This is a genomic window from Serratia surfactantfaciens (genome assembly GCF_001642805.2).
Taxonomy (GTDB): domain Bacteria; phylum Pseudomonadota; class Gammaproteobacteria; order Enterobacterales; family Enterobacteriaceae; genus Serratia; species Serratia surfactantfaciens.
On sequence record NZ_CP016948.1, the window covers coordinates 1,538,560 to 1,562,257 of the forward strand.

Genomic DNA, 23,698 nt, shown 5'->3' on the forward strand with positions numbered 1-23,698 from the left:
TCTGTTTCAAATCCTCCCATCAACTCACTGTGGCGCTTGAAAAAGCCCTTGGCTAGTGATTCAATCTGTTTCATGTGATTTCAATCCAAGCCACTAAAATTGTGTACATACCTGTGTACATAATTGGAGATGTACACAGTGCTCACCGATGCCAAACTCCGCAAGCTTAATGGAAAACCCATCCCAAAACTGATCGAGATGCCTGACGGCGGCGGCCTGTCTATCCGCATAACACCACTTGGGTTGATTGTCTTCCAGTACCGTTACCGGTACGCAGGTAAGGCGCGTCGCATGACACTTGGAAGTTACGACGAGATTTCGCTCAAAGAAGCGCGCGATATGGTTCAAGAAGCCAAACGCGTCCTGGCAGAAGGGAAAGACCCCATCACAGTGAAATCCATGACGCTAGCGGAAATTGCTGGCGCCCCCACAGTAAAAGACTGCCTGTCCCATTGGGTTGCCAGCGCACAGGCTCAGCGCCTTGTTAAACTGCAGTACTGGGAGAGAGCTTTCGCCAGGCACATCACGCCTTTTGTTGGCAGCATGATCGTTGATGAGATGCAGATATCTCACTGGCAGCCAGTTTTCAAAAGGATGCGGGATAGTGGCGCTGAAACGTTCGCAGGAATCATGCTTTCTAAGATAAAGCAGGTCTTCTCGTATTGCCTACGGACGGAAAAGATTCGCATAAACCCTTTGGCAGCACTACGCATTAGCGACGTAGGAAAACCGGTAGGGACTGGGAAGCGCTATTTTAGTGATGCTGAGATCGGTAGGTTCTGGCTAACCCTAGAGTCATCCAGGATTTACCATCAGAATAAAATATTCATCAAATTACTTCTTCTAACTGGGTGTCGTGGTGTTGAGTTGCGGAAAGCAAGGAAGGGGGAGTTTGACTTAAAAAATAGAACGTGGCGTGTTCCTGCAGAACATTCAAAAACACGCCAGCCGTTTGTGAGAGGGCTTTCTGAGGACGCTGTAAAGCTCATTGAGGAGGCAATGGAATTATTCCCTAACATCAACCAACTTTTCCCGCCAGCTATCGTGCAAGGCGATCGGCCAATGTCTGCCGGCGTCCTTTTAAACATGGCGGAGCAACTGCGAAATGAGATGGGGGTTTATGACTGGGCTATGCATGACTTGCGGCGCACGGCAAAAACGAAAATGAGCGAGTTAGGAATAGAGCCCCATGTATCAGAAAAAGTTCTGGGGCATAAACTTGGTGGTGAGATGGCCGTATACGACCAGCATTCATATCTGAAAGAGCAGCAAAATGCTCTGGATATCTGGGCTGATCATGTGGCGTCTTGCGTTTCATCAATGAGGCCTTGAGCGCGGAAAAAGCGTATCACGTCGCAATATCTATACTGCTCGCCGCCATGGATGGGATTGGTGCCAGGGGCGGGATTAGGGAACGGTGTGCCAGCCTTTTCCCACTGTTTTTTCCTGCGCCAAAAGGTGGTTCTTGATATACCGCCCAACTGCTGCTGTATACCTTCGCGGGTGATCAATACTGGCTGAATTGGCAGGTTGCTCTTAGTCATGGCTTATCTCTCTGTAAAGCGCCCATTAAGCATGCCGATCGTGTAGTTGAATCGCGGCAAAGAAATGCCGAGCAGTTCGACCTGAGCGAAATGCTTCATGATGATTGGACGGGATAGGGTGTCGAAAGGGGCTTTGGGGTTTTGCTTAATCGCGGCGTGGAGTTCGTCGTTACAGCGTTTCGTTACTGATCTGAGTGCGTTTTGCTGAACGCTGCCGGCAGCAATTGCAAGCTGTTTACTGGGCATTGATTCCCCCAATGATCCCAGCCTGGCGCATCACCACGGCTGAATAGTTCGATTCGTGACACGTCGCCGTATAGCAGCTCAAGGCGACGGCGGACTTCCCAGGGTTTCGCGCTGTGTTTGCCGAGACAGCTGAACACAACCTGTTTTACTGATGCGCTGGCGGGCTCAACGCCTTGGCCGCGAACGGCGAGCATTACGTCTTGGGGGTTGGCGCGAGTGTAGTTGCCGCCATTCAATATCCATTGATTAACTGCATTTTCTAAGTATGCTTTAGGATGAGTACGAATTGGTTTGGGAAAACCATGTTTGTTTTGATAATTGTACATTGTTTGTCTGGATGTGATGCCTAGCTTTCTCATGACATCTATTTCCGCTAATAATTTTATTTCCATAGACTTTACCACCTCTAACTTTTTGGATGTTAATTATGAATGTTGATATAAAAAGGGAGTTATCTTTAGTCACTATTGGCACCGCAGTTGCGTATCTTTCGGCTTATTTTTATCAGCTAGGGTTTTTCGCATACTTTAGCGTCCCGCCTGGTTTTGTGTCAGTGGATATTAATACATTGCTTTTTTCTGCAGTGTTAGTTGTATTTATTCTATACGTGATCCTTGGGCCGTCATTAATTTATTGTGATATTTTTGATGAAGAAGGAATTACAGAAAAACAAAGGGTGTGTAATTTAATTGCATTTTATCTGCTTTTTTCTGTGATTTACAGTGTTGCATTTTATGCGTTGCAAAGATTGAACTCTAATGCTAAAGAGTTTGGTGGTGCGATGATGATAATTAAATCCATAACGGCTTCGCTTATTTGGAACGCATTTTCATTAGTGTGTACATATTATATTGCAAAGGTTGTTTCTCTTGTGCTAATGCATCCCATGAGAAAATCACAATGCTTTTTCGCTATGAATATAAGTCCAGTCCTCCTTTTTATTGCTTATTTCGTTGGGGTTAATTATGCTAAGATTGATGTTGCTAAATATAGCTTTGGGAATGATGGTTACTTTGTTGTGACAGAAAATTCAAAAGGAATATTGGTGGCTAAGTGTGATGCTAATAATGGGGTGTCTTTTAAAAGACTAGAGTCATCTTTTTCTGATATAAAGACTAATACTAATTCCAAAGAGAAGGGTGAAGTTGTTAACTGTCTTAAAATTTGGAGAGATAAGTAGCTTCATTTGATTGTCCAACCCAATATTGAGCTACCTTTTCCAGGGCGGAGACGTACTCTTGCGAGTAGAGCATCTGTTGGCGGCGTGGATCGTGATATGGATTTGCAGCGTCGATAATGAACATGTACGCACAACGATGCTTGCTTAGGTCGCGCAGCTCTTCGGCGTCAGTCCACGCCACCGGCTTGCTTAGTTCGCTCAGCTTATTGTCCATCAATCAGCCTCCCGAATTTCAACGCTCAGCACCAGAAGTCGGCCATCTTTCAGCTCGTAGGTATGGCTGTCACCGGTATGGTAAAGATGCTCAGCAACAGACCGGCGAGCCATTTCAGTTACGTCCGATTTATTACCAACCCAGCGGCCCTTGTCGGTGTCCAGCGTGCCGTAAAAAATTGCGCCACTCAGCGGGCTGGCGCCCATCGTTTTCACCTTGCTCATAATGCTTTCTCCTGGGCCTCGGCCCGCTCAAACCAAAAAACAACCGGAACATCTTTCACTTCAACTAGGCCGAAGCGCTCAGCTGTGCGGAAGTTGACGCTATACGCTCGAGCTCTCTCCGCCTGGGCTGCTATCTGTTCGCGGAACGTCTCGAGGCTGTATGTCGTTTTGAACAGGTTGCACGGTGCGCAAGCCGGGTTTAGGTTCTCTATGCAGTCGCGGCTTTCATGACAGACCTTACCGGTTGCCTTCAGCTTGAATAATCCTTTAGCCGCTGCCGCCATGTCCTGCTCCGATTCACGCATCACTGGTTCGACGTGGTCGGCGTGCCAGCCTTTCTCTGGCAGTACGCAACCGCAGTAAGCGCACCGGCCACCGAACTTCTCCCTCAATTCTGCGCGCTGTGCCTTAGTCAGCTTTGCCACGCTCCACCTCCCTAGCGCTGTCACCCACACGACGAAACTCGATAACCCACACCCATGGATTGGCGCTCCAGCTTTCTGCGCCGTAGATGGATTGCCATAACTCACTGAATGCCACCTGGTGCATCATGTGTTCGTGACCAGGGGAAACACCGGCTTTCACACCCTCAGCCCTAGCATCCTCTTCGCTGATATCGTTCAGGCGCTCAACGCGCACGCCGGTAATTTCCAGCGTGATTCTGCTGGCCCAGCGCGGCATGTGGATTGATGGACGCCATGCGCCTTCGTATTGGGTGTCTCGATCAGGTATCGACCACAGTCCGTAGTTTCCCGGCTCTTGCCAGCACGAAGCCTTATAAATCCGCGCTGCTTGCTTCTCGTCCCCCTTAATCAGGTTCCCATCCCAATCGATAGGACATCCGTCTTCGTTGCCGAGAACGGCGAACGTCTCGCGCACCCACAGCCGATCGCCTACCTGTCCGAATGGGCAGCAATGCTCTTGAAAGAAAAGGTGGCAATCGGCAATAGGTGAATTGCCAGGCGTGAAGTCAGAAACATGAACCATGCTTTCTAACTTTTTCGCCGAAAACCAAAAGTCTCCAGGCCGTGTTTCTGATGGCTTCGGTTGAACCTTCATAACCCGCCGCGTCTGGGTCTTGCGGCCGTCGAGAATGGCGCGAACCATCTCGCCGTTGAAAATCACTGGGCGCTCTTTCATTTGGCCTCCCGCACTGACTTGTTACATTTCTTTCCGATGATTACGCCAAATGCTTTCCCCGCATAAGGCATCCTGATTTGCAGCAGCTCGCAGACATTCCAGATAGCAGCAAGAACCCAGCCATGCGGAGTGAACGTCCAGAACTTGCTGATAGGCCATATCCATTTATTCATGGTTTTTTCGGGCCTCCATGACATGGACAAGCAAGCCCTGGCACATAACCGTCATAACCAGGGGTCAGGTAGCGACGCTGGCCAGTGAATCGGTTTTCTACATATTCACGAGGCAATGGCAGGCCATAAGCTGGCTCATCGCAGAAGCCTGCTGGGCCTCCGCCGCTCCACATTGGGACAGAGCACTTGCCTACGCCTTCAGCATTCAATTCTTTGTGGTGCTTGCTTAATGCGCTCATTTGGCCTCCCGCAGCCCATTGGCGTATGCGATTGCGGCTTCAGCTGCAAACATCAGCTTCTTCTCAATGTTGGAACCAGGTGCTGTTTTTGAGTGCATTTCAGCGATGCGCTCTGCGAGTTCATTAACGCCTTCGATCTTTGCTTCGAGGCGGATAGCTGCAAGTGCTGCGTCAGTGGCTGGGGTTGCGCCTTCGTCTTCAATAATCTCCGCTACAACGTCATCGTGATAGGTATCAATGTCACTGCGATGGACATCAACGAAATGCCCCTCAACGGTAGATTCATGGCCGTGCAAATAGCCAAGATTGAACAGTTTTATGCTGCGTGACTTCAACGCCGCATTCTCCACTGCCAGCGCATTAACTCGATCAGTCTGCTCTTTGATGGTTTCAGCCATTGTCAGCTTTACCAGCAGCGTTTGGGCGTTGATCTGCCGGCTGCTGGCGAGTTCTGACAATAAGGCTTCATAATCGGAGAATTTAACGAATTCACCGTGCTCAGATTCGCGGGCAAACGGCGCAAAGCGCGCCGCGTGCATGACGTAATCAGGGTTATATCTCTGAACCATCTGGATTCTCCTTGCCGCTGGTGGAACGGTATTCATCGAGAATGGCGAGCACATCAAGCTGAGTGCCGGCGGGAAGGATGTAGGCGGTCTGGCCGTCGATTTCACGGACTTCGGCTTGTGCTAAGAGCGTGACGAGCTTGCGGGACTTTGGTGCGCTGAATTTTGGAGCGATAAAGGATTTTGTGACCTTTTTCTTGCCCGCGGCTTTGGCCTTTTCTACGTCGCCAGCCAGTACCTTGCCAGCTTGCTCGCCATGCTCTTTTACGCGCTCAACAGCGGCATCGACGGCAACAGCGCCATCTTTGACAAGCGTCTGAACATCGTGATTTGCCTGGGTGAGGGCAAGCAGCTTATCGACCGTGGCACGGCTTTTGCCGACTAGCGCGGCGATCTCATCTGGTGACAGGTTGAAGCCAGCGAGCTCTTTTACCACCCGCGATTGCTCGTAAGGGGTAAGTGCCAGTTGACTATTGCTGTTCATGATGCGCGCTATGCGCTCCACGTCGCTGCCAGTAAACGGCATGATTGCTACCCACTCAGCGGGCTTGCCAGCGTCACGACAACGCAGATAGGCGCGGTGCCGGCGGTGGCCCTCAACAATCCATACCCCGCCATCATCGCGTGGGCGCACTTCCAGAGGCGGGACGGGCTTGCCTTGAAACAGATGGTTAAACAGATCATCGTCGGCGGCCTGCGTGCGCTCATCGTCTACGCGTTTGTTGAATCCTTCTTGGACGTGAATGTCTTTCAGTCTGATTAATAGGCCGTTTTTCCCGCGTTTAATAATCTTATCGTCGATAAGCTTGTTGATTGAGTTAGACATTCATTAACTCCAGACCGCGCCGGCAGTCAGCAGGCACAGGGTAAAAATGAGAAGGTAGAAGAGGTGTTTGCCGTGGTGGCGCTTAGGGGCGAAATCGCCCCCGGTCAGGTCATACTTGTGCTGTATGCGGGCGTTGAGGCTTACCATGTTGGCCTCCGCTGCTGGGTGTGCAGGCGTCGCTGCAGTGTTCTGATGTTCTGGCGGACGACGTACACCGGCGCGCAGGTATCGGAGCAGACGAGGATTCGGACGGCCTTGTATCTGCCGTCTTCATAGCGCTGAATGCTCACGGCCTGTTTTGCTACGTCGCGCGTCTGGCCGCAGTGTTCACAGCGTTGTGTAGTGGTTTGCATAACATGTCCTCTCAATGAAATTCACATGGGTAAAGGCGCTGCCTGAGTTGATGCACGCGCTCGGTTTCCCTACGGTTCCAGCACACTGGAGCAGCGGGCAGCGCCTTTACTGATGTGAAAAAAAGAGCCCCGGCGAGCGGGGCAAAGGATGTGACAAGGGAAGTGGTACTGAGCAGGCTTGTGATTTCTCACGCACCTGGTGGCGCATCGAACCGGGGCTTTATACTGTGTAGGTTAAAAGAGGAACCGGAACGATACGCCACCAGATAAGTGAGACGCCGGCATTAACCGGCGACGTATACGCAGCCTGCTATGGTCACGGCCCACAGGAAAAGGCCAATAGCGACGCTGTATGTCAGCGCTTTCCATCCGTTTAAGCTCATGATTGCCTCAGTGCGCCCCGTAGGGCGCGGTGGGTGTTATTTGACTTTGCGGGTCGGCCATTGGTTGAACATGTTGCCCAGCTTCGACACGTTCACGATCATTTGCGTTTTCCAGCGCTCGCAGCCGTTCGGGCCGTCTACCGTCAGAATCGAATGCCCCCACACATGGGAACCGGTCAGCGTGGCTTCGGTTACATCGCCAACCTTTTCCGTTAGTTTGGCGATGAATGCCGTGTATTGCGCATTAGCATTTTCAGTCGCGGAACTGATAAACCGGGCCATACCGCCAAGGGAAAGAACTCGCGGCTCAGGCGCATTAGGGCGATAACTTCGATAGCCATCACTTGGCGCTTCCTCTGTCAGCAAGCGAACCAGTGTGTAACGGGCTTTCGCTTGCTTGAACCCAAGGCGGCTCTGGCGGCTGTCCGGGTAAGGGGCAGCCCGTTGCGCGTCCCAGTCCGCAGCCTCCATCCAACCGCAAACCCTTTCGATAACTGCGCGTGCCTCGCTCGCTGCGCGCTCCAAGGAGGCGGCGCGAAGTGGTTCAACCGCTGCGGATACTGGGTGCATTTCACTATCCATCGTGTAACCCTCTGCTGTTAGTCGGCCATCTGACGAGCAAACCAGCGTTGCGCGCCTGCTGCGGTTTTAAAATCCCGGCTCTTGGTGAACGTCATCGCGGTAAACGTGCCGTCGCCGTTTGGGAAAACACCGGTCTTCACTGTTTCGTTGTTGCCCATATCGTGAGTAGTGTTCATCGCTAATCCTCGGATTTACCCCGGCGAACCGGGGTTGCTGTTAGATACTGATCACGCCGGCATCAAATAGGCGCTTTAGCGAGTTGCTGATATCAGCTTTAAAACATTCAATTGCTTTCCGGCGCTCTTCGTTTTTGGAAGGACGAGAACGAGGGTTTGCTATTTGCTTTTCAAGCTGTGCGATTTCAGTTTTACGGTGAGCAATGACGTTTTTTGCGAACAAAATCTGCTGCTGGTTCATCGATTCAATCCTCAGTGGTTTTATGCCTGCCGCCCCACACTGGCAGCGGCAGGGTAAATCCACTCTTTCCCTAAAGAACGTCTCCGGTCGATCCCTCTCGGGGCCGGGGAGTGATTGCATCGCTCACCCCTGGGCGTCTTACCTGTGTGGCTTCCTGCCGGTGACGTTGTTGCTGTCGATGGAATTGATAATAGCCATGAGTATTGTCAATAGCAATACGTATTAAGATTGATTCAATAGCAATTGCTATAATCATCTGTTTTGAAAGTAAATTTAGTTGGTAAAAATTTGTGCTAAGAGGGGTGGATAAGGTCTGTTGTGTGATTTCTGGTAGGGATTAACGCTTTGCAAATTCTTGAGAAAGGATTAAAGTTTGAAAATAACTGTATATATAAACAGTATTTTTGAGTGTCATTTTTACACCCGGGGTTTCATATGATCGAGATGTTAGTGCGTCGTGCGGCGGGAGTGTACGAAAAAGAAACCCTGCCAGAGCAGGGTTTGGGGGATTACATTCTGAAGTCGCGTAGCAGTAGAACTACAACACCGATCAATGAATCCGGCGCTAGTTCAATCAATGGAACCCTAGCATCGTCAACGGATAAGTATCCATGTGACCCGCCATCAACAAAGCGATAAGCAGAAACCGAGTTATTCACTTTTGCCACTACTAAATCCCCGGATCCTGGCGTTGATGCCGAGTCAGCAATAACAATGGAACCGGCGGGAGCCTCAGCGCATCCGCTATTTCTTTTGAGAATGAAGGCTTTCCATGATGGTTCGGCTTTTCCTTTCGGCGAAATCACAAAGTCATCAGTAGCCCCGCTTTCATCCCATACAGGGATCTGGCTGTATTTTTCAATGCGAGTTGTCATAGGAGGTGATTCACCCTCCATTTCACCAACGCCATTAGCCAGCCAGTCAACATTCACACCAAGGGCATTAGCAATATCGACGAGCCGTCCCGAAGTTTTTGCTTTTCCTTTAGTTAATCGCCAGATGGTCGGCTGAGCAACGCCTGATGCCTCAGCAAGAGCTGCTTGAGTCATGTTGTTGCGTTTGGCCATCGCCATGTTAAGGCGTTCTGCAAGTGTCGTTTTCATGCCAGCAAATTTATAGCCACGCGTATTAAGCGTCAAATTCGCATTGCTATTGCAAGTGGTAATACGCATTGCTATTATCACCCTTTAATAATACGTTTAAGGATTAAGAGATGAACAAAGCTATTCAAAAAGCTGTAAGCATCGTCGGTAGCCAGCAGAAGCTCGCCTCATTGTGTGGTGTCGCCCAACCGACAGTTTGGCGCTGGCTGCATGGCGGCGGCATTGACGCCCTTTACGTTAAGCGCATCGAAAACGCTACTGGCGGAAAGGTTAAGGCCGTAGAGATTCGTCCAGACCTGTCGGATCTGATTACAACAAACTGATTTTTAACAAGGAAGATTATTACAGATGCAAACCGCAACAACACGCAACGAAGCCCAAGCGATTCAGAGCGACATCATGAGCCGCATTGCAGCTATCGGAGTGACAAGCCTGGCCGGTGCGATCGGCGTTGATAAATCGCAGGTGAGCCGCTGGCAGAGCAAAGGGGGGCTGGTGGAGAAAGCGAGCCTGCTGCTGGCCGCTACGGGCTTTAAGCGTTCGGAAACCATGCTGACGTTCAGGGGCGAGGAAACCGCAGAGCTGGCGCGCGGGTTAATGGCGATGCTGGAGCACATCCGGGAACCAAAGACGGAATAGGGGGCTTTATGGCCTGGGGCAAGAAGAAAGCCGAGCAGTTGCAGCTGGTCGGCAATCACTTTTCTAACTGGGAGTTCTGCAATGAACAGCCTGATTGTTATCGATATGTCGGTATCTCGTCAAGGGTTGAAAAATGTCCGGCTCGCAAAGCACTGAGCTCGATCGGTATTACACGGACTGGCGGGGCGTGCAGGTTCACGTCATCCGCTGGGATCGGGTTGAGCGCCAGGTCATTTTCACGCGAGAGGGTTATCCGCATGAGTGCATGCAGCCCCTTGAGAGGTTCAAAGAAAAATTTAAGCGGGTGGATGTATGAGCATGATCCTGATGGCAACGGCCATGAAAATTAAGGTGGGTAACCCGCTGCGTAAGCTAGTGCTCATCAAAATGGCTGACAACGCCAACGATGACGGCGAATGCTGGCCGTCATACCAACACATTGCCGATCATTGCGAGTGCAGTAAGAGCGCGGTAAAGGCACATATCACGGCATTGATAACTATGGGGTTGCTATCCAAAGAGAACCGCCTTGGGAGCAATAACGGGAAGGGCAACACATCAAATATTTACCAGTTGACCTTGGGTAACCCTGTGTCGTCAGAAAACACAGCCCCTATGGCAGGAAAAAGCATAGCCCCTGTGCCGTCAAAAAACACAGGTGTGTCAGGAGAAAGCACAGGTGTGGTGTCAGAAAGCACAGCCCCTGTGTCACCTGCTGGCCCCCCCTGTGGCAGCACGTGGCACCAGAACCTATCACTAGAACCTAAAGACAATAAATCTTCTTGTCAGGTCGCTCCGCAACCCGACGAATCAGACGAGGAGAAGTTTTTATCTCGGCATCCAGAAGCTGCCGTGTTCAGTGCCAAGAAAAAAATCTGGGGTAGCGCTGAAGACCTGAAGTGCGCGGAGTGGATCCGATCTCGCATCGTGAAGCTGTACGAGCAAGCCGCAGAAAGCGATGGGGAGGTTGCCAGACCGAAGGAGCCTAACTGGACTGACTGGGCAAACGAAATCCGCCTGATGTGCTCTCAGGACGGCCGCACGCACAAGCAGATCTGCGAGTTGTTCGCGAAGGCAAACCGGGATCCGTTCTGGTGTAAGAACATCCTGAGTCCGTCAAAGCTGCGTGAGAAGTGGGACGACCTGACATTGAAGCTTAGCGCCAACCCTACCGGATCTAATGGTGGACACTGGAACACGGCCGAAGCCTGGGGTAACACGCTATGAACAAATTCATGAGTGCTATTCAAAATCGCGATGGTGGAGCTCTGGCGCGGATGATGCCGGCGGAGCCACAGGCTCGGGTAGTCAATGGGAATGCGGAAAAATTGGTTGATCTGTTGTTCACCAACCTCATGCAAGTCTTTCCTGCGGCAAAGCAGACAGCGTTGAGCACCCCAGCAGAGGTTGCGGCGGCAAAGCGTCAATGGATCCTGGCATTCGCTGAGAACGGGATCACCTCGGTCGAACAACTGCAAGCTGGCATGCGCATGGCTCGTCAGCAAGAGAGCGACTTCTGGCCGAGTTGCGGGAAGTTCATTGGCTGGTGCAAGACGGGCGCGGCTTTGAATGCCGGCTTGCCATCGGTTGATGATGTTGAGGCGGAGTTCAAGCGCTACAGCGCTAATCGCGGTCACGTCCGCCCAGAAGATTTCAACTGGTCGGCTCCGGTCATGTACTGGATTGTGATCGACGTTCGTCACCAGATGCTCCAGCACAACCACACCGAAAGTGAGATCCGCAAATCAATTCAACAGCACCTCAACCGCTGGGCTAAACGACTGGCTAAAGGCGAGCGCGTCCCAACCCCCGCGCCACAAATCGCCTACAAGCAGCATATCCCAGCACCATCAGAGCTAATAGACAAAGACGGCAAATTTCAGCGCAAAGGTGAAGAGCTGCTGGCTCGCATTCGCGCCAAAAGACAGGGACAACCAACATGAGAGCAATAGTCAAAGCAGCGATACAGCGTGATCTGGGTATTGCCTTGATCCCGGTGGACGAAAAGCTGGCGTTACACATGACAGGCCGCGTGATGGTTTCCACGCTGCCCGACGAGTTCAAATCATCTCCTGAAGGCATACTGCCGGCGGTTGAGCATGAAATCGCCAATGACCCACGCCTGCAGGATTTCTTCAAACATGAGCGCGTGACGAATGCCTGTGGCGGCGTTAACTCGATTGAAGCCTGGGCGACGCAGTTCACGAAATGCCAGTACAGCAAGCACGATCGTCCGGCGACTATTTTGGACACTGAGCGCGTAGGGCATTCAGCCGTTCGTATCTGCCCGCAGTGCTACAAACAAAGCCTGGGTGTATCACCGAAGATTGAAAAAATCGCTGCACGCAACACGGCGCGCTGGGTGGTAGCAACGGCCAAACATCGCCTGAAGTCTGAGGGACAGCTGACAATCCCTGAGCTGATGCTGTGGGCCATGCTGTCCGGTTTATTCGATCTGATCCCCGATGACGTCGCGCGCACCGTCACCGACTTACCGGAGCCAAAGGTGATCAGTGGCATCCGCAAAGAATCCGACATGGATTGCCAGCCGGCGGTAAAAGAACTCATCGCTAAGCAGGCCCAGAAGTGTTTCAAAGTCGATCCTGAAGTCCCTGGCGCCTTTGTACTGCGTCCGAAGAAAACCCGTGCCGAAGACAGCAAATATACCCGCTGGGTTAAGACTCGGCCCTGCTGCGGTTGCGGAGGGCGCTCAGACGACCCTCACCACATCATCGGTCACGGGCAGGGCGGCATGGGAACCAAGGCCCACGACTTCTTCACTATCCCGCTGTGCCGTAAATGCCACGACGCATTGCACGAGGATGTAGCGGCCTGGGAAGCGGAACATGGAAGCCAGGTTGAACTGCTGTTTGAGTTCCTGGATTTCTCCTTCGGCATCGGGGCAATCGCATGAAAGAGGTGACAATAACACGCCAGCAGTACCGGAACGTCTGCGATGCGCTGCTGAACACAGCCAATCTGAACGAGCAGCTTTTGCTGCTCTCAACCGCCGACAAGCGTTCGGAAAGAGTTCACCGCCAAGCCAGCAAGCTATTACAAAAAATTCGCCAGCAACTTCAGGAAGCCGTGGGAGAAAAACAATGAGATTAGAGTCGATTCCGAAATACTTTGCACCGAAATCACCGACCTTTAGCGACTCACCGCGCGCGACGGCTTCGGACTCTTTGACCGGTACTGATGTGATGGCGGCGTTCGGGATGTGCCAGGCGCAGGCAGAGTTCGGTCTGGATTTGTTTTTGGCAAAACAGGGCATCAGCTCACCTGAGCGCGCGCTGGAGCGGTTGAAGGAATACGCGAAAAAAACCGCCGGCGCACACAAGGCCCTCCGTAAGCACAGTGAAGAGATTCAGCACAGAGCGATCGGCGTCATGGTGGCGTTCGCATTCCAGGATTACTCGCGCAGCGCGGCCAGCGTCAGAACATGCGAATGCTGCAAGGGGGAGGGGTTTATTGAGGCTGAGGTCTTTTCTAACAAGACGCATACCCCGTTTGCAGCTAAAGAGTTCGTAAGGGCATCAATCAAAATGGGAGTAGAGGGATTTAAACCATCTGAATATGACGTAAGGCGTGAGTTGAGAGAGCAGGTAAAATTAATTTGCCCAACCTGCAAGGGAAAGAAGGTGATCAGCAACGCCTGCAGATGCCACGGACGCGGTAAGGTGCTGGACATGAAACTGAGCGACAAGACAGGGATCCCGGTGATGAAGGACTGCGACAAGTGCAGCGGAAGAGGGTATGCGCGCCTGCCGGCTGAGCAGGTTAGAAAAGCACTCTCTCTTGAAGGACTGGAGATAGCAGAAACCACCTGGCGCCGGGATTACAAGCCATTCTATGAGCAGCTTGTCACGCAGTGTCACAAAGAGGAAAGCATTGCGGATGCTATGCTGGCGGCGGTCACGGTTTAACAGAATCAAGAAAAATAGCGTCACGTTAAAAGCAAAGTGTTGACAGTTTGGCGAAAATGGACTAGCTTTATCTCCATGATGTGATATTTCCGCTTGTCACATGACCAATCAATTAAGGCCCGCATCTGTGCGGGCTTTTTGCATTTCAGCCCCAGCCAACGGACGACACACACGGCACACCCTCTTACCGCCAAGCGTTTACGGCTGGTGGCTGATCCCTGTCCATAACCCGAAACCGGGAAAGAACCCCGGAAGGGGGAGGTTATGAAAATGCCCTGGAAGAACGAGCCCAACATCCTATCGATGCTGATTGCGTTTGGTATGACCCTGCTGGGCGCTATTGCCAGCTACTCATTCAAGGTTCTGAACGGAGAAGCGTTCAGCTGGCGCACTTTATTACTGCAGCTTTTCGTCTCTATCTTTGCTGGTTCGACAATGGTGCTGATTGCCCTGCATTACGGTTGGCCATCTGAGGTTATGGGTGGCGTAGCCGGTATGGCTGGTTGGTCTGGCGCGTCATTGATTAAGGCGCTGGAGCGTCGATTCCTGAATAAAGCGAGCGAGCAATGAATATCAGTAAAAGCGGCATTGAGCTGATCAAGAGCTTCGAAGGTCTGCGATTGAAAGCCTATCAGGATTCGGTGGGCGTCTGGACGATCGGTTACGGATGGACACAGCCAGTAGACGGTAAGAAAGTCGGCCCCGGAATGCAGATTGATCAGGCCACTGCCGATCGGTTGCTGAAATGCGGTGTTGTGCAGTATGAGCAGGGTGTTAATCAGCTCGTGAATGTGCGCATCACTCAGGGGCAGTTCGACGCGCTGGTGAGCTTTGCATACAACCTCGGCCTCCGCTCGCTGAGCACATCTACACTTCTGCAAAAACTGAACGATGGCGATAAGCAAGGTGCTGCAGATCAATTCGGGCGGTGGGTAAATGCTGGTGGTAAACGGCTAGATGGTCTGGTAGCACGCCGTGCAGCAGAGCGCGAGATGTTTCTGTCATGAACACTTCATTCAGCTTCCGCACGATGGCGATCGGTCTATTGGTGGTGGCGCTGATTGTTGCTGGCAGGCTGGCGTTTTACTTCCACAGCAACGCAGTAAAGGCCGGTGAGAAGGTTAAGCAGCTTCAGAGCGATAACAGCCTGCAGGCGAATACAATCGCGACACAGGCGTTTCAGTTCCAGCGTGCCAACGAAATCAGCAGCGCGGCGAATCAGTACGGCATCAACACCGACGCGTCCACACAGGGGAAAGAAATTGAATACCGGACGATCCTCAAGAAACAGCCGACGTGTGATCTGGCTGTGCCTGCCGCTATTGCTGATGGGCTGCTCGACTACACGCACCGTCTACGTTCCCGCGCAATGTCAGCCGATACCATCGTCGCTGACGCAACCGGTGCTGGCGCCATTGCCTCCGGCACCCTGACTTATTGCCAAGCTGTGCTGTGGATTGATCCGTTGTTGGCAGCGCTCGACAAAGCGAACAACCAGCTTCTGGAGATACGCCAGCTTGGCGAAGAAAAAAAATAACGCCAAGCCTCGTATCATATTACTTTGTATTTCTATTTGTTATTGATGCTAATTTTTCAAGGATAAAAAAATCTTCATCATGATTATGTCAATAATAATACTTGGTAGCTTTTCTTGATCATAATCAAACGCATGGCCCCCAATGTTTATTTTTCCTGAGGTGTCTAGCTCTAAATGAGCGACATTATTCCCAGAGTTGTCATGAAAGTTAATTAAAATAACAGGCATCTTGTCTTCATTGAAGGAAAAACGACTTGAACTGGTTATTTTTTCACCAAAATAAGGCATATCAATCTCGATGATGTCGTTATTTAACGAGGAGGTCATTAGATTGGGTAAGCTCTTATTTTCTTTTACGTAGCCAATAAATAACTCATAGAATTTATTTTCGATGTTTAACATACTGCTAACATGGGTGTTAAGATTTAAAGCAAGTTGATGATGTAAGCTTTGCACTGTGTTCGCCTCTTAAAATAAGTTGATTTATATGAACTCTAATTAATTGACTTGTGAACCATTCAACTATTAGAACGAGTACTCTAAGCGGTTCATGATATTAAGTAATCTTAACAGAGGCAACACTAATAGGATTTTATATATGACAAAAAATCCACAGAAAGTCTCTCATAGAAGGCGGCCCTATCCGCCGTTACGTTTTATCGAAGACCATCAGCTAACGCCATACATCGGCCTGGTTCCTGCGAACGAGGTGCAGGGGTGGATGAAGCGTCAAATCATCGACGATGCCGGCAGCCTGTTTAACCCAGACCACGGACACCTTGCAGACGCTGACTTGCGTTTCATGTGGGCATCGTCCGCGTTTGAGAAGAAAGGGCGCCATGTGCTCGGCCAGGCTGAAGAGGTAGCGATGCGCGCCGGCGGCTGGCAGAAGGCCAGAATGGAACATCAGATGTGTGAGTGGTTCGGTGAAGTGCCGAAATTCATCATCACGCTGGCTGCCGACTACTGCTCACAGTGCTCTGATGCTGAGTTCTGCGCCCTGGTCGAGCATGAGCTGTACCACATCGCACAGGCGACAGACGATTTCGGCGCACCAAAATTCAACAAGGAAGGCCAGCCGGTGCTGAAGCTGCGCGGCCACGACGTTGAAGAGTTTGTTGGCGTAGTTCGTCGGTATGGCGCCAGCGTGGAAGTTCAGGAACTGGTTGATGCGGCCAACAGGCCTGCGGAGGTGGCACAACTAAACATTGCCAGGGCGTGCGGTAACTGCATGTTGAGGCTGGCGTAAAGCTGTATTCAGATTGTCATGGAGGGGACCAATGGCAGCATTATCGACAGAGGTTAAAGCCTTCATTGTTCAATCACTTGCATGTTTCGAGTCGCCAACAAAAGTCATTGAGCTTGTAAAGGCTGAATATGGCATCAATGTCTCACGGCAGCAGGTGTCACAATACACGCCCGGCAACGCAATGGCGTCCAAGTTGAGCCAGAAGTGGATCGACCTGTTCAATGCCACTCGTAAACGATTCCAGAATGAGATCGCCGACATCCCGATCGCAAACAAAGCATACCGGTTGCGCGTTCTTGACCGAATGGCGACCAATGCTGAAAAGATGAAGAACTTCGGTATGACCTCGCAACTTATCGAGCAGGCAGCCAAAGAAATGGGTGACGCCTATACCAATCGCCAGAAAGTAGAGCACACAAGTCCTGATGGCAGCATGACCCCGAAGCCTACCATCATCCAGTTACTGCCCGTTGAGCCGAAAGCATGAGTGAAGCCGTTCAACTACCGATCCCAGCAAAGCTAGCTCCGCTGTTCACCGTAATGGATAAGCGCTATCGCTGCTCACACGGTGGCCGCGGTAGTGCTAAGACACGCACTTTTGCCATGATGACGGCAGTTAAAGCCTATCAGGCGATGATGAATGGCGAAGCTGGAGTGATCTTGTGTGCTCGTGAGTTCATGAACTCACTGGAAGAGTCGAGCATGCAGGAGGTTAAGCAGGCGATCCTATCTGTGCCATGGTTAGCAGCCAACTTCGATATTGGTGAGAAGTACATCCGAACCATCGATAAGAGCGTGAATTATGTGTTCTGTGGTCTGCGGCATAACCTCGATAGCATCAAGTCGAAGGCGCGGATTTTGCTTTGCTGGGTTGATGAGGCTGAATCAGTCAGCGAAATTGCCTGGCAGAAGCTGAGCCCTACCGTTCGTGAGGAAGGCTCAGAGATTTGGGTGACGTGGAACCCAGAGCGCGATGGTAGCGCCACTGATAAGCGTTTTCGCAAAGAGGCTGGCGATGACTGCATTACCGTTGAGATGAACTACACGGATAATCCCTGGTTCCCCGATGTGCTGGAAGGTGAACGGCTGAACGATGAGCGCCGTCTTGACCCGGCAACATACGCATGGGTATGGGAAGGGGCTTACCTCGAAAACTCGGATAAGCAGGTACTGGCCGGCAAATATCGGATTGCTGAATTTTCCGACAATCTCTGGAAAGAGGCGGAACGCCTGTTCTTCGGTGCCGACTTCGGTTTCGCTAAAGACCCGAATACGTTGGTGCGTTCATTCATTCTGCATAACCGCCTTTACATCGAATATGAGGCATATGGTCAGCATACCGAACTTGACCACATGCCTGAGCTGTACGACACCATCCCCGGTGTGCGTGACTGGCCCATTAAGGCCGACTCAGCGCGGCCGGAGACAATCAGTTATCTCAAGAGACAGGGATTCAATATTTCAGCTGCTGAAAAGTGGCAGGGAAGCGTTGAGGACGGGATCGCCCATCTCCGTGGCTTTGACGAAATAATCATTCATCCTCGCTGCAAGAACGTGGCGCGCGAGGCACGGCTCTGGTCTTACAAAACTGACCGTATCACCGGTGAAGTGTTACCAAAACTGGCAGATGGCAATGAGCACTGTTGGGATGGGATACGCTACAGCTTGGATGGACATATCAAACGCAAATCTCAGGCCGTCGGGATGCTGATCCCTAAGCGACTTCGGTAAACCCTTCCAAACGGAAACCACATGAACAAAAATCTCCAGCTGGCCGTCAACCACGCGTTGAACGACGCCAGGATTGAGCGTGCTCGTATGGCGATGCTTGGGCCATCTATGGGCCTGGATAATAAACGCGGCTCCGCCTGGTGCGAATACGGCTTTCCTGAGCAGATCACTTACGACAACCTTTATTCACTGTATCGCCGCGGTGGTATTGCGCATGGCGCCGTGGAAAAGCTGGTGGGCAAATGCTGGCAGACCAACCCGGAGATCATCGAGGGTGATAAGGCCGACGAGAAGCGCGCGGAAACTGCCTGGGAGAAAAAACTCAAACAGGTATTCACGAACCGGTTATGGCGCGCTTTTGCAGAGGCTGACCGTCGGCGGCTTGTCGGGCGTTACTCCGGCATTTTGTTGCACATCCGCGATAACAAACCATGGAATACCGAAGCAGCCAGAGGGCGAGGCCTCGAGAAAGTCACAGTAGCCTGGGCTGGTTCACTAAACGTGAGCGAGTGGGATACCGGTCTTAACTCGCAAACATACGGCCAGCCGAAGATGTGGCAATACACGGAACGGCTTTCAAATGGTGCCACGCGCCGTGTCGAAATCCATCCAGACCGGATCTTCATCCTTGGTGACTACACCGACGACGCTATCGGATTCCTTGAGCCAGCATATAACGCATTTGTCAGCCTGGAGAAAGTAGAGGGCGGTTCTGGTGAGTCATTCCTGAAGAACGCAGCGCGGCAGTTGGCGCTTAGCTTCGACAAAGAGATCGACTTCGGCAGTCTGGCGTCTATGTATGGCGTCAGCGTTGACGAATTGCAGGACAAGTTCAACGAAGCCGCGCGCGAGATGAACCGCGGCAACGATGTGCTGATGAGCCTACAGGGTGCAGATGTTACCTCCCTTGTTTCCCCTGTGTCTGATCCAAGCCCAACCTATAGCGTGAACCTGCAAACGGCTTCTGCCGGCGTTGATATTCCATCACGAATACTGGTAGGCAACCAACAGGCTGAACGCTCAAGCACCGAAGACCAGAAGTACATGAACGGGCGCTGCCAGAGTCGCCGCGGTAATCTATCGTTCGAAATTGAGGACTTCTGCGACAAGCTGATCGACCTGAGAATTATCGATTCTGTCGGCCAGAAAACGGTTATCTGGGACGATCTCAATCAACAGACTCGCGCTGAGCGCTTGGCGGACTCTAAGACCATGGCAGAGGTGAACAAGGCTATGGTTGAAAGCGGTGATACGGCGCCGTTCAGCGGTGAGGAAATTCGCACTGCTGCAGGATTTGAAACTGAAGGCGGCGACCCGCTTGGAGAGACAGGGGATGACGACGAAACCTAAGCCTCCAATCCTGCCGAGCAACATCAAAGATCCCACAGGAGTTGATAAGTTAGAGCGTGGCGCCATGCGTGAGTTTGCAAAGCGCATGAAGCTGATAACGAAAGGCTACATCGACATCCTCAACCGCATCCCCTCCGAACCCGTCGTAAATGAGCGCTACACCTTCCGTCTTGATCAGGGTCTTCTGTCAATGCTGTTGCAGAACGGTGAAGCGCTGGTGGACGAAATTCTGCTGGAGGGCGGGGAATTCAATCTGTGGTTCTTTGGCCGCTATGTGTCCGTGGCTTACCAGCGGGGAACGGCGCAGGAGTATTACAACCTCTCCCAGCAATCCTCCGCTTACGCTGCCGGCCAGCAGGATGTTCCCAACATCTTGTTGAGTGAGCCCTATCAGCTGCGTTTGATTCTGGTCAGAGCGCGCGAGTTCGAAGAGATGAAAGGGCTCAGCGCTCAGGTTAAGAGCGATATGGCGAGAATTCTGACTGATGGCATTGCCAGGGGGCTAAACCCGCGGGACGTAGCCAAAAACCTCAACGAGCAAACCGGCATTGAAACCCGACGCGCGAATCGCATTGCCAGGACTGAGATCACTACCGCACTGCGGCGCGCGCGGTGGGATGAAGCTCAGGATGCGCAAGACCGCTACGGCATCAAAACAAAGCTGCTTCACATCTCTGCGTTAAGCCCTACCACCCGAGCAACGCACGCCGCCAGGCATGCTCATCTGTACACGCAGGATGAAGTTAGGGAGTGGTACACGAAGAATGGCAACGCCATCAACTGCAAATGCTCGCAGCTTTCCGTGCTGGTGGATGACAAGGGGAACCCTCTCACTCCTTCGATCATCGACAAGGCCAAGCAGACGTTCAACGACATTAAGGAGAGAGGCTACAAATGGGCAGAGGGTTAATCCATGAAAGTTCAAGTTAACGTCACTACGAAGGTCAACAGCCAGGCAATTCGCCGGGAGTCATACAACGGCCGCGAGCATCTTGTTTTGCCGAGCTACACACTGCCGGCAAACGTGGTCATGAATGATGGGCTGTATACGGCCAGCGAAATCGATGCTCACTATCAAGGGCTTGAAGGCACGCTGGCGCCGCTGGGGCATCCACAGCTAAATGGCGCATTCATCTCTGCCTTTTCTCCTGAAGGTATCAACCAGGGCCATATCGGCGCCTGGAATCGCAATGTGAAAAAATCTGGCAACCGTATCTACCTGGAGAAGTGGGTGGATACCCAGATCGCTAACCAGAGCGAGGGAGGTAGGGAGCTTATCTCCCGCGTAGAGGCCATTGAGCGCGGCGAAGATGTTCCACCTATTCACACCAGCGTTGCGGTGTTTCTCGACCAGCTTGAGCCCAATGAGCAACAGAAGGCCACAGGTGCCAAGTGGGTGGCGAAGATTCACGGCATGGATCATGACGCAATCTTGCTGCATGAAGTGGGCGCAGCGACGCCTGAGCAGGGTGTTGGGCTGATGGTTAACGCTGACCTTGCTACGCCGTTAAAGGCCAACTCTGGCGCGCTGATTGGCGAATCCTACCGGGATCGTGAGCAACGCCTAGACCGCGCTGCAAAAGATAAATTTGCTCCCGGCGAAAATGAATATGCCTGGGTGGCTGACTTCACCGACTCACAGGTGGTGATCATCCGCAACGGCGGCGCAGCCCAGGTTTATGGCTACACATCGGAGGGCGGAAAAATCACCTTTGATGAAACCGGCACGCCGGTTGCGCGTCAGGAATCCTGGGTGACGGTCGTCGCCAACAAAGTTAAATCCCTTTTCAATCCGCAGGAACAACCTGCAACCAACCACCAAACGGAGGGCGACATGCCTTTAACCACTGAAGAGAAACAAGAGCTGATCACCGAAATCGGCAACGGCCTGGCCGCCAACTTCGCCGAGGCGCTCAAGCCTATCACCGATAAAGTTGATGCGCTGCAGGCCAATCATAACCAACTGGCCGGAACCCTTACTGCTAACTCCCGCGCAGAAGAGAAAACCAAGCGTGAAGCAGTGGCGAAAGTTCACGGCGAAATCGTGGCAAACGCGCTGCAAGGCGAAGCGCTGGAGGCGATGTTTAAAACGCTGGGTGAGTCGGCGCCGCTGGCAGGTAACTCAGGCCAGCATCAGCAAGAATCCGGCGCACCCGCCGCAGATGCATATTTCAAATAAGGGGGCTATCAATGCCACGTTATCGTCGCGTAAACATCGACGGAAAGTCGCTGTATAAGACCGAAACCCGCACCACTGCCGCGGCACTTCTGCCAGGCACTGCTGCAGTCATCAACGCCAGCGATGAATTCGCTCAGGCCACCGCGCTAAAGGGCCGGATCTACATCATCGACGTTGCCTACCATCAAGGGCTGAAAATCACCGATGCGGTTCCTGCTGGCGACTCTGCTGTAGGCAACTACGTGGAAGAAGGCCGTGAATTGGCGCTGCTCTGCGTACCTGGCGCGTACAAGAAAGACAGCCCGATCAAGCTTGGCGCTAACGGCCAATTCACCCTGGCAACTGCTGACACTGATTCAGTGATCGGCTACAGCCAGGACGAAGCCACTATCGCCGCCGGCGCTACCGATTTCATCCGCGTGCGTATGCGCGTTGGCACTGTCGCCGCTGGCGCTTAAAAGAAGGATAAACGCACATGTATTTCTCCAAAGAGACATTGGCGGCTAATAGCCGTCTCGGCGGTCACTGGAATGAGCTGTGGGCGAACCGCAATATGTGGAACGCCAATCATAACGCCATGATCGCTGCCAACCGCGCCCACATGACACAGGAGTGGTTGGCAGTAAACGCTGCTGGTGGCTTTACTCGTGATTTCTGGGCTGAAATTGATCGCCAGGTACTGCAACTGCGCGATCAGGAAGTTGGCATGGAAATCATCAACGATCTGATCGGCGTGCAAACGGTTCTGTCCGTCGGCAAAACTGCCAAGCTGTATAGCGTGGTCGGTGATATTGCTGATGACGTGTCGGTAAGCATTGACGGCCAGGCGCCGTTCTCCTTTGACCACACCGAATACGCCAGCGATGGCGACCCAATTCCGGTATTCACAGCTGGCTACGGTGTGAACTGGCGCCATGCTGCCGGGCTGAACACCGTGGGCATCGATCTGGTGTTGGACTCGCAGATGGCGAAAATGCGCAAATTCAATAAAGAGCGCGTCAACTACTACCTGAACGGCAACCCGAACATTCAGGTGCAGTCATACCAGGCCCAAGGCATCAAAAACCACCGCAACACCAAAAAGCTGAATCTCGGCGCTGGCGCGGGTGGCGCTAACATCGACCTGACTGCAGCAACGATGACCCAGCTGTTTGATTTCTTCGGCAAAGGTGCATTCGGTACGCTGGCCCGTACCAATAAAGTTGCTCAATACGATGTGATGTGGGTATCCCCAGAAATCTGGGCTAACCTGGCACAGCCATACGTGGTCAACGGTGTGGTGAGCGGCAATGTATTGCAGGCGGTATTACCTTTCGCGCCGGTTAAAGAAGTCCGCATGACATTTGCGTTAAAGGGTAATGAGTTCGTCGCTTACGTTCGTCGAAGCGATGTGATTTCTCCACTGGTCGGCATGGCTGTGGGCGTTATTCCTTTGCCACGCCCACTACCGAACGTTAACTACAACTTCCAGATCATGTCTGCTGAAGGTCTGCAAATCACTGCAGACGATCAGGGGCTTTCCGGTGTTGTCTACGGCGCCAATCTGGCATAAGGGGAAAACATGGCTAAATACGAAGTTATTCGCCCCTGGAATGGCGTAGAGATCGGGGATGTGTTGGAACTGGAAAAGCTTCACCCAGCGCTGAAATCTAACGTTCGGTTGATGCGTGGCGCGGCCGGCGGTGAACTGACCCCGGCTACCCCGGATGCCGGCAACGAAACAAAGTCGCGCAAGGATGCTATCAAGGCGCGGCTCACTGATCTGGGGATTGAGTTCAAAGGCAACCTCGGCGAAGAAAAGCTCGCTGAACTGTTGCCGGAAGGCGAGCTCGAAAATCTGTTCCCTGCTGAATAACAGCCGCCGCCAAGGCGGTTTTTTTATGCCCCGTTTCGGCGG

35 protein-coding genes and 1 pseudogene are annotated in these 23,698 nt (G+C 52.2%); 22 read left to right on the forward strand and 14 right to left on the reverse strand.

Going from position 1 to position 23,698, the window contains the following annotated elements:
* The first annotated feature begins 129 nt into the window (after window positions 1-129).
* Window positions 130-1,332, forward strand: coding sequence for a tyrosine-type recombinase/integrase (locus ATE40_RS07325; RefSeq protein ID WP_084799130.1), 1,203 nt, complete (start codon window positions 130-132; stop codon window positions 1,330-1,332).
* On the opposite strand, the gene ATE40_RS24075 is transcribed toward ATE40_RS07325, so the two are convergent.
* Both ATE40_RS24075 and ATE40_RS24080 read right to left on the reverse strand, forming a co-directional pair.
* Window positions 1,296-1,544: a hypothetical protein gene (locus ATE40_RS24075; protein ID WP_071891971.1), complete on the reverse strand. Its 249-nt coding sequence runs from the start codon at window positions 1,542-1,544 to the stop codon at window positions 1,296-1,298. The genes ATE40_RS07325 and ATE40_RS24075 overlap by 37 nt on opposite strands.
* A 182-nt stretch (window positions 1,545-1,726) precedes the next feature.
* Window positions 1,727-2,026: pseudogene (locus ATE40_RS24080) on the reverse strand (MT-A70 family methyltransferase); the annotation flags it as partial.
* Window positions 2,027-2,217: 191 nt separating this feature from the next.
* Between ATE40_RS24080 and ATE40_RS24600 the strand changes: the two are divergent.
* Complete coding sequence (locus tag ATE40_RS24600) at window positions 2,218-2,970, forward strand: hypothetical protein (RefSeq protein ID WP_156785412.1); 753 nt, start codon at window positions 2,218-2,220, stop codon at window positions 2,968-2,970.
* Here ATE40_RS24600 and ATE40_RS07335 read toward each other — a convergent pair.
* The 11 genes from ATE40_RS07335 to ATE40_RS24085 form a co-directional block, all read right to left on the reverse strand.
* Window positions 2,948-3,184 carry a hypothetical protein gene (locus ATE40_RS07335; protein WP_063919308.1) on the reverse strand — a complete coding sequence of 79 codons (237 nt, stop codon included), beginning with the start codon at window positions 3,182-3,184 and terminating at the stop codon, window positions 2,948-2,950. The genes ATE40_RS24600 and ATE40_RS07335 overlap by 23 nt on opposite strands.
* Entirely contained in the window at window positions 3,184-3,408 is a 225-nt protein-coding gene (locus ATE40_RS07340; RefSeq protein ID WP_063919309.1) for a DUF7446 family protein, read from the reverse strand. The genes ATE40_RS07335 and ATE40_RS07340 overlap by 1 nt, the downstream gene beginning before the upstream one ends.
* Entirely contained in the window at window positions 3,405-3,833 is a 429-nt protein-coding gene (locus tag ATE40_RS07345; RefSeq protein WP_063919310.1) for an HNH endonuclease, read from the reverse strand. The genes ATE40_RS07340 and ATE40_RS07345 overlap by 4 nt, the downstream gene beginning before the upstream one ends.
* Window positions 3,817-4,548: an ASCH domain-containing protein gene (locus tag ATE40_RS07350; protein WP_063919311.1), complete on the reverse strand. Its 732-nt coding sequence runs from the start codon at window positions 4,546-4,548 to the stop codon at window positions 3,817-3,819. Before ATE40_RS07350 ends, ATE40_RS07345 begins: the two co-directional genes overlap by 17 nt.
* A gap of 408 nt (window positions 4,549-4,956) precedes the next feature.
* Window positions 4,957-5,529, reverse strand: a complete 573-nt coding sequence (locus ATE40_RS07355; protein WP_063919312.1) for a hypothetical protein — start codon at window positions 5,527-5,529, stop codon at window positions 4,957-4,959.
* Window positions 5,513-6,352: a ParB/RepB/Spo0J family partition protein gene (locus ATE40_RS07360; RefSeq protein ID WP_063919313.1), complete on the reverse strand. Its 840-nt coding sequence runs from the start codon at window positions 6,350-6,352 to the stop codon at window positions 5,513-5,515. Before ATE40_RS07360 ends, ATE40_RS07355 begins: the two co-directional genes overlap by 17 nt.
* A 3-nt stretch (window positions 6,353-6,355) precedes the next feature.
* Entirely contained in the window at window positions 6,356-6,499 is a 144-nt protein-coding gene (locus ATE40_RS24605; protein WP_154582428.1) for a hypothetical protein, read from the reverse strand.
* Window positions 6,500-7,124: 625 nt separating this feature from the next.
* Window positions 7,125-7,670 carry a hypothetical protein gene (locus tag ATE40_RS24610; protein WP_063919314.1) on the reverse strand — a complete coding sequence of 182 codons (546 nt, stop codon included), beginning with the start codon at window positions 7,668-7,670 and terminating at the stop codon, window positions 7,125-7,127.
* Between the two features lie 17 nt (window positions 7,671-7,687).
* Window positions 7,688-7,846 (reverse strand): DUF1391 family protein, encoded by a 159-nt coding sequence (locus ATE40_RS07370; RefSeq protein WP_064505240.1) that lies wholly within the window; start codon window positions 7,844-7,846, stop codon window positions 7,688-7,690.
* Window positions 7,847-7,886: 40 nt separating this feature from the next.
* Window positions 7,887-8,087, reverse strand: a complete 201-nt coding sequence (locus ATE40_RS07375; RefSeq protein ID WP_046687497.1) for a hypothetical protein — start codon at window positions 8,085-8,087, stop codon at window positions 7,887-7,889.
* A 509-nt stretch (window positions 8,088-8,596) separates the two neighbouring features.
* Window positions 8,597-9,259, reverse strand: coding sequence for a helix-turn-helix domain-containing protein (locus tag ATE40_RS24085; RefSeq protein ID WP_080377027.1), 663 nt, complete (start codon window positions 9,257-9,259; stop codon window positions 8,597-8,599).
* Window positions 9,260-9,300: 41 nt separating this feature from the next.
* Here ATE40_RS24085 and ATE40_RS07380 point away from each other — a divergent pair, with 41 nt between their 5' ends.
* From ATE40_RS07380 to ATE40_RS07430, 11 genes are all read left to right on the forward strand, one after another.
* Complete coding sequence (locus ATE40_RS07380) at window positions 9,301-9,513, forward strand: transcriptional regulator (protein WP_041033757.1); 213 nt, start codon at window positions 9,301-9,303, stop codon at window positions 9,511-9,513.
* Between the two features lie 25 nt (window positions 9,514-9,538).
* Window positions 9,539-9,829, forward strand: a complete 291-nt coding sequence (locus ATE40_RS07385; protein WP_041033759.1) for a CII family transcriptional regulator — start codon at window positions 9,539-9,541, stop codon at window positions 9,827-9,829.
* Window positions 9,830-9,962: 133 nt separating this feature from the next.
* The gene (locus tag ATE40_RS07390; RefSeq protein ID WP_060452900.1) at window positions 9,963-10,145 is read left to right on the forward strand and encodes a DUF4222 domain-containing protein; all 183 of its coding nucleotides are present in this window, start codon (window positions 9,963-9,965) and stop codon (window positions 10,143-10,145) included.
* Window positions 10,142-11,056: a helix-turn-helix domain-containing protein gene (locus ATE40_RS07395; RefSeq protein WP_063919315.1), complete on the forward strand. Its 915-nt coding sequence runs from the start codon at window positions 10,142-10,144 to the stop codon at window positions 11,054-11,056. The genes ATE40_RS07390 and ATE40_RS07395 overlap by 4 nt, the downstream gene beginning before the upstream one ends.
* Complete coding sequence (locus tag ATE40_RS07400; RefSeq protein WP_063919316.1) at window positions 11,053-11,772, forward strand: replication protein P; 720 nt, start codon at window positions 11,053-11,055, stop codon at window positions 11,770-11,772. The genes ATE40_RS07395 and ATE40_RS07400 overlap by 4 nt, the downstream gene beginning before the upstream one ends.
* Window positions 11,769-12,743: a DUF968 domain-containing protein gene (locus ATE40_RS07405; protein WP_063919317.1), complete on the forward strand. Its 975-nt coding sequence runs from the start codon at window positions 11,769-11,771 to the stop codon at window positions 12,741-12,743. Before ATE40_RS07400 ends, ATE40_RS07405 begins: the two co-directional genes overlap by 4 nt.
* Window positions 12,740-12,934: a hypothetical protein gene (locus ATE40_RS07410; RefSeq protein ID WP_060431732.1), complete on the forward strand. Its 195-nt coding sequence runs from the start codon at window positions 12,740-12,742 to the stop codon at window positions 12,932-12,934. The genes ATE40_RS07405 and ATE40_RS07410 overlap by 4 nt, the downstream gene beginning before the upstream one ends.
* Window positions 12,931-13,755, forward strand: a complete 825-nt coding sequence (locus tag ATE40_RS07415; protein WP_063919318.1) for an antitermination protein Q — start codon at window positions 12,931-12,933, stop codon at window positions 13,753-13,755. Before ATE40_RS07410 ends, ATE40_RS07415 begins: the two co-directional genes overlap by 4 nt.
* Window positions 13,756-14,019: 264 nt before the next feature.
* On the forward strand, window positions 14,020-14,325 hold the full coding sequence (locus tag ATE40_RS07420; protein ID WP_063919319.1) for a phage holin family protein: 306 nt from the start codon (window positions 14,020-14,022) through the stop codon (window positions 14,323-14,325).
* Entirely contained in the window at window positions 14,322-14,762 is a 441-nt protein-coding gene (locus ATE40_RS07425; RefSeq protein ID WP_063919320.1) for a lysozyme, read from the forward strand. The genes ATE40_RS07420 and ATE40_RS07425 overlap by 4 nt, the downstream gene beginning before the upstream one ends.
* On the forward strand, window positions 14,759-15,292 hold the full coding sequence (locus tag ATE40_RS07430) for a DUF2570 domain-containing protein (RefSeq protein ID WP_063919321.1): 534 nt from the start codon (window positions 14,759-14,761) through the stop codon (window positions 15,290-15,292). Before ATE40_RS07425 ends, ATE40_RS07430 begins: the two co-directional genes overlap by 4 nt.
* A gap of 48 nt (window positions 15,293-15,340) precedes the next feature.
* On the opposite strand, the gene ATE40_RS07435 is transcribed toward ATE40_RS07430, so the two are convergent.
* Window positions 15,341-15,748, reverse strand: coding sequence for a hypothetical protein (locus tag ATE40_RS07435; RefSeq protein WP_156785413.1), 408 nt, complete (start codon window positions 15,746-15,748; stop codon window positions 15,341-15,343).
* A 142-nt stretch (window positions 15,749-15,890) separates the two neighbouring features.
* Here ATE40_RS07435 and ATE40_RS07440 point away from each other — a divergent pair, with 142 nt between their 5' ends.
* The 9 genes from ATE40_RS07440 to ATE40_RS07480 are packed head-to-tail and all read left to right on the forward strand — an operon-like array spanning window position 15,891 to window position 23,656.
* A complete protein-coding gene (locus tag ATE40_RS07440) occupies window positions 15,891-16,541 on the forward strand; it encodes a putative metallopeptidase (RefSeq protein ID WP_063919323.1) in 651 nt (216 codons plus the stop codon).
* A gap of 31 nt (window positions 16,542-16,572) precedes the next feature.
* Complete coding sequence (locus ATE40_RS07445) at window positions 16,573-17,028, forward strand: DUF2280 domain-containing protein (RefSeq protein WP_063919324.1); 456 nt, start codon at window positions 16,573-16,575, stop codon at window positions 17,026-17,028.
* Entirely contained in the window at window positions 17,025-18,272 is a 1,248-nt protein-coding gene (locus ATE40_RS07450; protein WP_063919325.1) for a PBSX family phage terminase large subunit, read from the forward strand. Before ATE40_RS07445 ends, ATE40_RS07450 begins: the two co-directional genes overlap by 4 nt.
* Window positions 18,273-18,293: 21 nt before the next feature.
* Window positions 18,294-19,622, forward strand: coding sequence for an anti-CBASS protein Acb1 family protein (locus ATE40_RS07455; RefSeq protein ID WP_063919326.1), 1,329 nt, complete (start codon window positions 18,294-18,296; stop codon window positions 19,620-19,622).
* The gene (locus tag ATE40_RS07460; RefSeq protein WP_063919327.1) at window positions 19,606-20,532 is read left to right on the forward strand and encodes a phage minor head protein; all 927 of its coding nucleotides are present in this window, start codon (window positions 19,606-19,608) and stop codon (window positions 20,530-20,532) included. The genes ATE40_RS07455 and ATE40_RS07460 overlap by 17 nt, the downstream gene beginning before the upstream one ends.
* 3 nt (window positions 20,533-20,535) lie before the next feature.
* The gene (locus ATE40_RS07465; RefSeq protein ID WP_063919328.1) at window positions 20,536-21,801 is read left to right on the forward strand and encodes a hypothetical protein; all 1,266 of its coding nucleotides are present in this window, start codon (window positions 20,536-20,538) and stop codon (window positions 21,799-21,801) included.
* 11 nt (window positions 21,802-21,812) lie between these two features.
* Window positions 21,813-22,259 carry a gp53 minor capsid family protein gene (locus ATE40_RS07470; protein WP_063919329.1) on the forward strand — a complete coding sequence of 149 codons (447 nt, stop codon included), beginning with the start codon at window positions 21,813-21,815 and terminating at the stop codon, window positions 22,257-22,259.
* Window positions 22,260-22,276: 17 nt separating this feature from the next.
* On the forward strand, window positions 22,277-23,353 hold the full coding sequence (locus ATE40_RS07475) for a major capsid protein (protein WP_063919330.1): 1,077 nt from the start codon (window positions 22,277-22,279) through the stop codon (window positions 23,351-23,353).
* Between the two features lie 9 nt (window positions 23,354-23,362).
* Window positions 23,363-23,656 (forward strand): hypothetical protein, encoded by a 294-nt coding sequence (locus ATE40_RS07480; protein WP_060429454.1) that lies wholly within the window; start codon window positions 23,363-23,365, stop codon window positions 23,654-23,656.
* Window positions 23,657-23,698 lie beyond the last annotated feature (42 nt).

Coding starts and splice junctions, on each gene's coding strand:
- ATE40_RS07325 (WP_084799130.1), top strand. CDS start 130: ATGTACACAGTGCTCACCGATGCCAAACTCCGCAAGCTTAATGGAAAA.
- ATE40_RS24075 (WP_071891971.1), bottom strand. CDS start 1,544: ATGACTAAGAGCAACCTGCCAATTCAGCCAGTATTGATCACCCGCGAA.
- ATE40_RS24600 (WP_156785412.1), top strand. CDS start 2,218: ATGAATGTTGATATAAAAAGGGAGTTATCTTTAGTCACTATTGGCACC.
- ATE40_RS07335 (WP_063919308.1), bottom strand. CDS start 3,184: ATGGACAATAAGCTGAGCGAACTAAGCAAGCCGGTGGCGTGGACTGAC.
- ATE40_RS07340 (WP_063919309.1), bottom strand. CDS start 3,408: ATGAGCAAGGTGAAAACGATGGGCGCCAGCCCGCTGAGTGGCGCAATT.
- ATE40_RS07350 (WP_063919311.1), bottom strand. CDS start 4,548: ATGAAAGAGCGCCCAGTGATTTTCAACGGCGAGATGGTTCGCGCCATT.
- ATE40_RS07355 (WP_063919312.1), bottom strand. CDS start 5,529: ATGGTTCAGAGATATAACCCTGATTACGTCATGCACGCGGCGCGCTTT.
- ATE40_RS07360 (WP_063919313.1), bottom strand. CDS start 6,352: ATGTCTAACTCAATCAACAAGCTTATCGACGATAAGATTATTAAACGC.
- ATE40_RS24605 (WP_154582428.1), bottom strand. CDS start 6,499: ATGGTAAGCCTCAACGCCCGCATACAGCACAAGTATGACCTGACCGGG.
- ATE40_RS24610 (WP_063919314.1), bottom strand. CDS start 7,670: ATGGATAGTGAAATGCACCCAGTATCCGCAGCGGTTGAACCACTTCGC.
- ATE40_RS07370 (WP_064505240.1), bottom strand. CDS start 7,846: ATGAACACTACTCACGATATGGGCAACAACGAAACAGTGAAGACCGGT.
- ATE40_RS07375 (WP_046687497.1), bottom strand. CDS start 8,087: ATGAACCAGCAGCAGATTTTGTTCGCAAAAAACGTCATTGCTCACCGT.
- ATE40_RS24085 (WP_080377027.1), bottom strand. CDS start 9,259: ATGCGTATTACCACTTGCAATAGCAATGCGAATTTGACGCTTAATACG.
- ATE40_RS07380 (WP_041033757.1), top strand. CDS start 9,301: ATGAACAAAGCTATTCAAAAAGCTGTAAGCATCGTCGGTAGCCAGCAG.
- ATE40_RS07385 (WP_041033759.1), top strand. CDS start 9,539: ATGCAAACCGCAACAACACGCAACGAAGCCCAAGCGATTCAGAGCGAC.
- ATE40_RS07390 (WP_060452900.1), top strand. CDS start 9,963: ATGTCCGGCTCGCAAAGCACTGAGCTCGATCGGTATTACACGGACTGG.
- ATE40_RS07395 (WP_063919315.1), top strand. CDS start 10,142: ATGAGCATGATCCTGATGGCAACGGCCATGAAAATTAAGGTGGGTAAC.
- ATE40_RS07400 (WP_063919316.1), top strand. CDS start 11,053: ATGAACAAATTCATGAGTGCTATTCAAAATCGCGATGGTGGAGCTCTG.
- ATE40_RS07405 (WP_063919317.1), top strand. CDS start 11,769: ATGAGAGCAATAGTCAAAGCAGCGATACAGCGTGATCTGGGTATTGCC.
- ATE40_RS07410 (WP_060431732.1), top strand. CDS start 12,740: ATGAAAGAGGTGACAATAACACGCCAGCAGTACCGGAACGTCTGCGAT.
- ATE40_RS07415 (WP_063919318.1), top strand. CDS start 12,931: ATGAGATTAGAGTCGATTCCGAAATACTTTGCACCGAAATCACCGACC.
- ATE40_RS07420 (WP_063919319.1), top strand. CDS start 14,020: ATGAAAATGCCCTGGAAGAACGAGCCCAACATCCTATCGATGCTGATT.
- ATE40_RS07425 (WP_063919320.1), top strand. CDS start 14,322: ATGAATATCAGTAAAAGCGGCATTGAGCTGATCAAGAGCTTCGAAGGT.
- ATE40_RS07430 (WP_063919321.1), top strand. CDS start 14,759: ATGAACACTTCATTCAGCTTCCGCACGATGGCGATCGGTCTATTGGTG.
- ATE40_RS07440 (WP_063919323.1), top strand. CDS start 15,891: ATGACAAAAAATCCACAGAAAGTCTCTCATAGAAGGCGGCCCTATCCG.
- ATE40_RS07445 (WP_063919324.1), top strand. CDS start 16,573: ATGGCAGCATTATCGACAGAGGTTAAAGCCTTCATTGTTCAATCACTT.
- ATE40_RS07450 (WP_063919325.1), top strand. CDS start 17,025: ATGAGTGAAGCCGTTCAACTACCGATCCCAGCAAAGCTAGCTCCGCTG.
- ATE40_RS07455 (WP_063919326.1), top strand. CDS start 18,294: ATGAACAAAAATCTCCAGCTGGCCGTCAACCACGCGTTGAACGACGCC.
- ATE40_RS07460 (WP_063919327.1), top strand. CDS start 19,606: ATGACGACGAAACCTAAGCCTCCAATCCTGCCGAGCAACATCAAAGAT.
- ATE40_RS07465 (WP_063919328.1), top strand. CDS start 20,536: ATGAAAGTTCAAGTTAACGTCACTACGAAGGTCAACAGCCAGGCAATT.
- ATE40_RS07470 (WP_063919329.1), top strand. CDS start 21,813: ATGCCACGTTATCGTCGCGTAAACATCGACGGAAAGTCGCTGTATAAG.
- ATE40_RS07475 (WP_063919330.1), top strand. CDS start 22,277: ATGTATTTCTCCAAAGAGACATTGGCGGCTAATAGCCGTCTCGGCGGT.
- ATE40_RS07480 (WP_060429454.1), top strand. CDS start 23,363: ATGGCTAAATACGAAGTTATTCGCCCCTGGAATGGCGTAGAGATCGGG.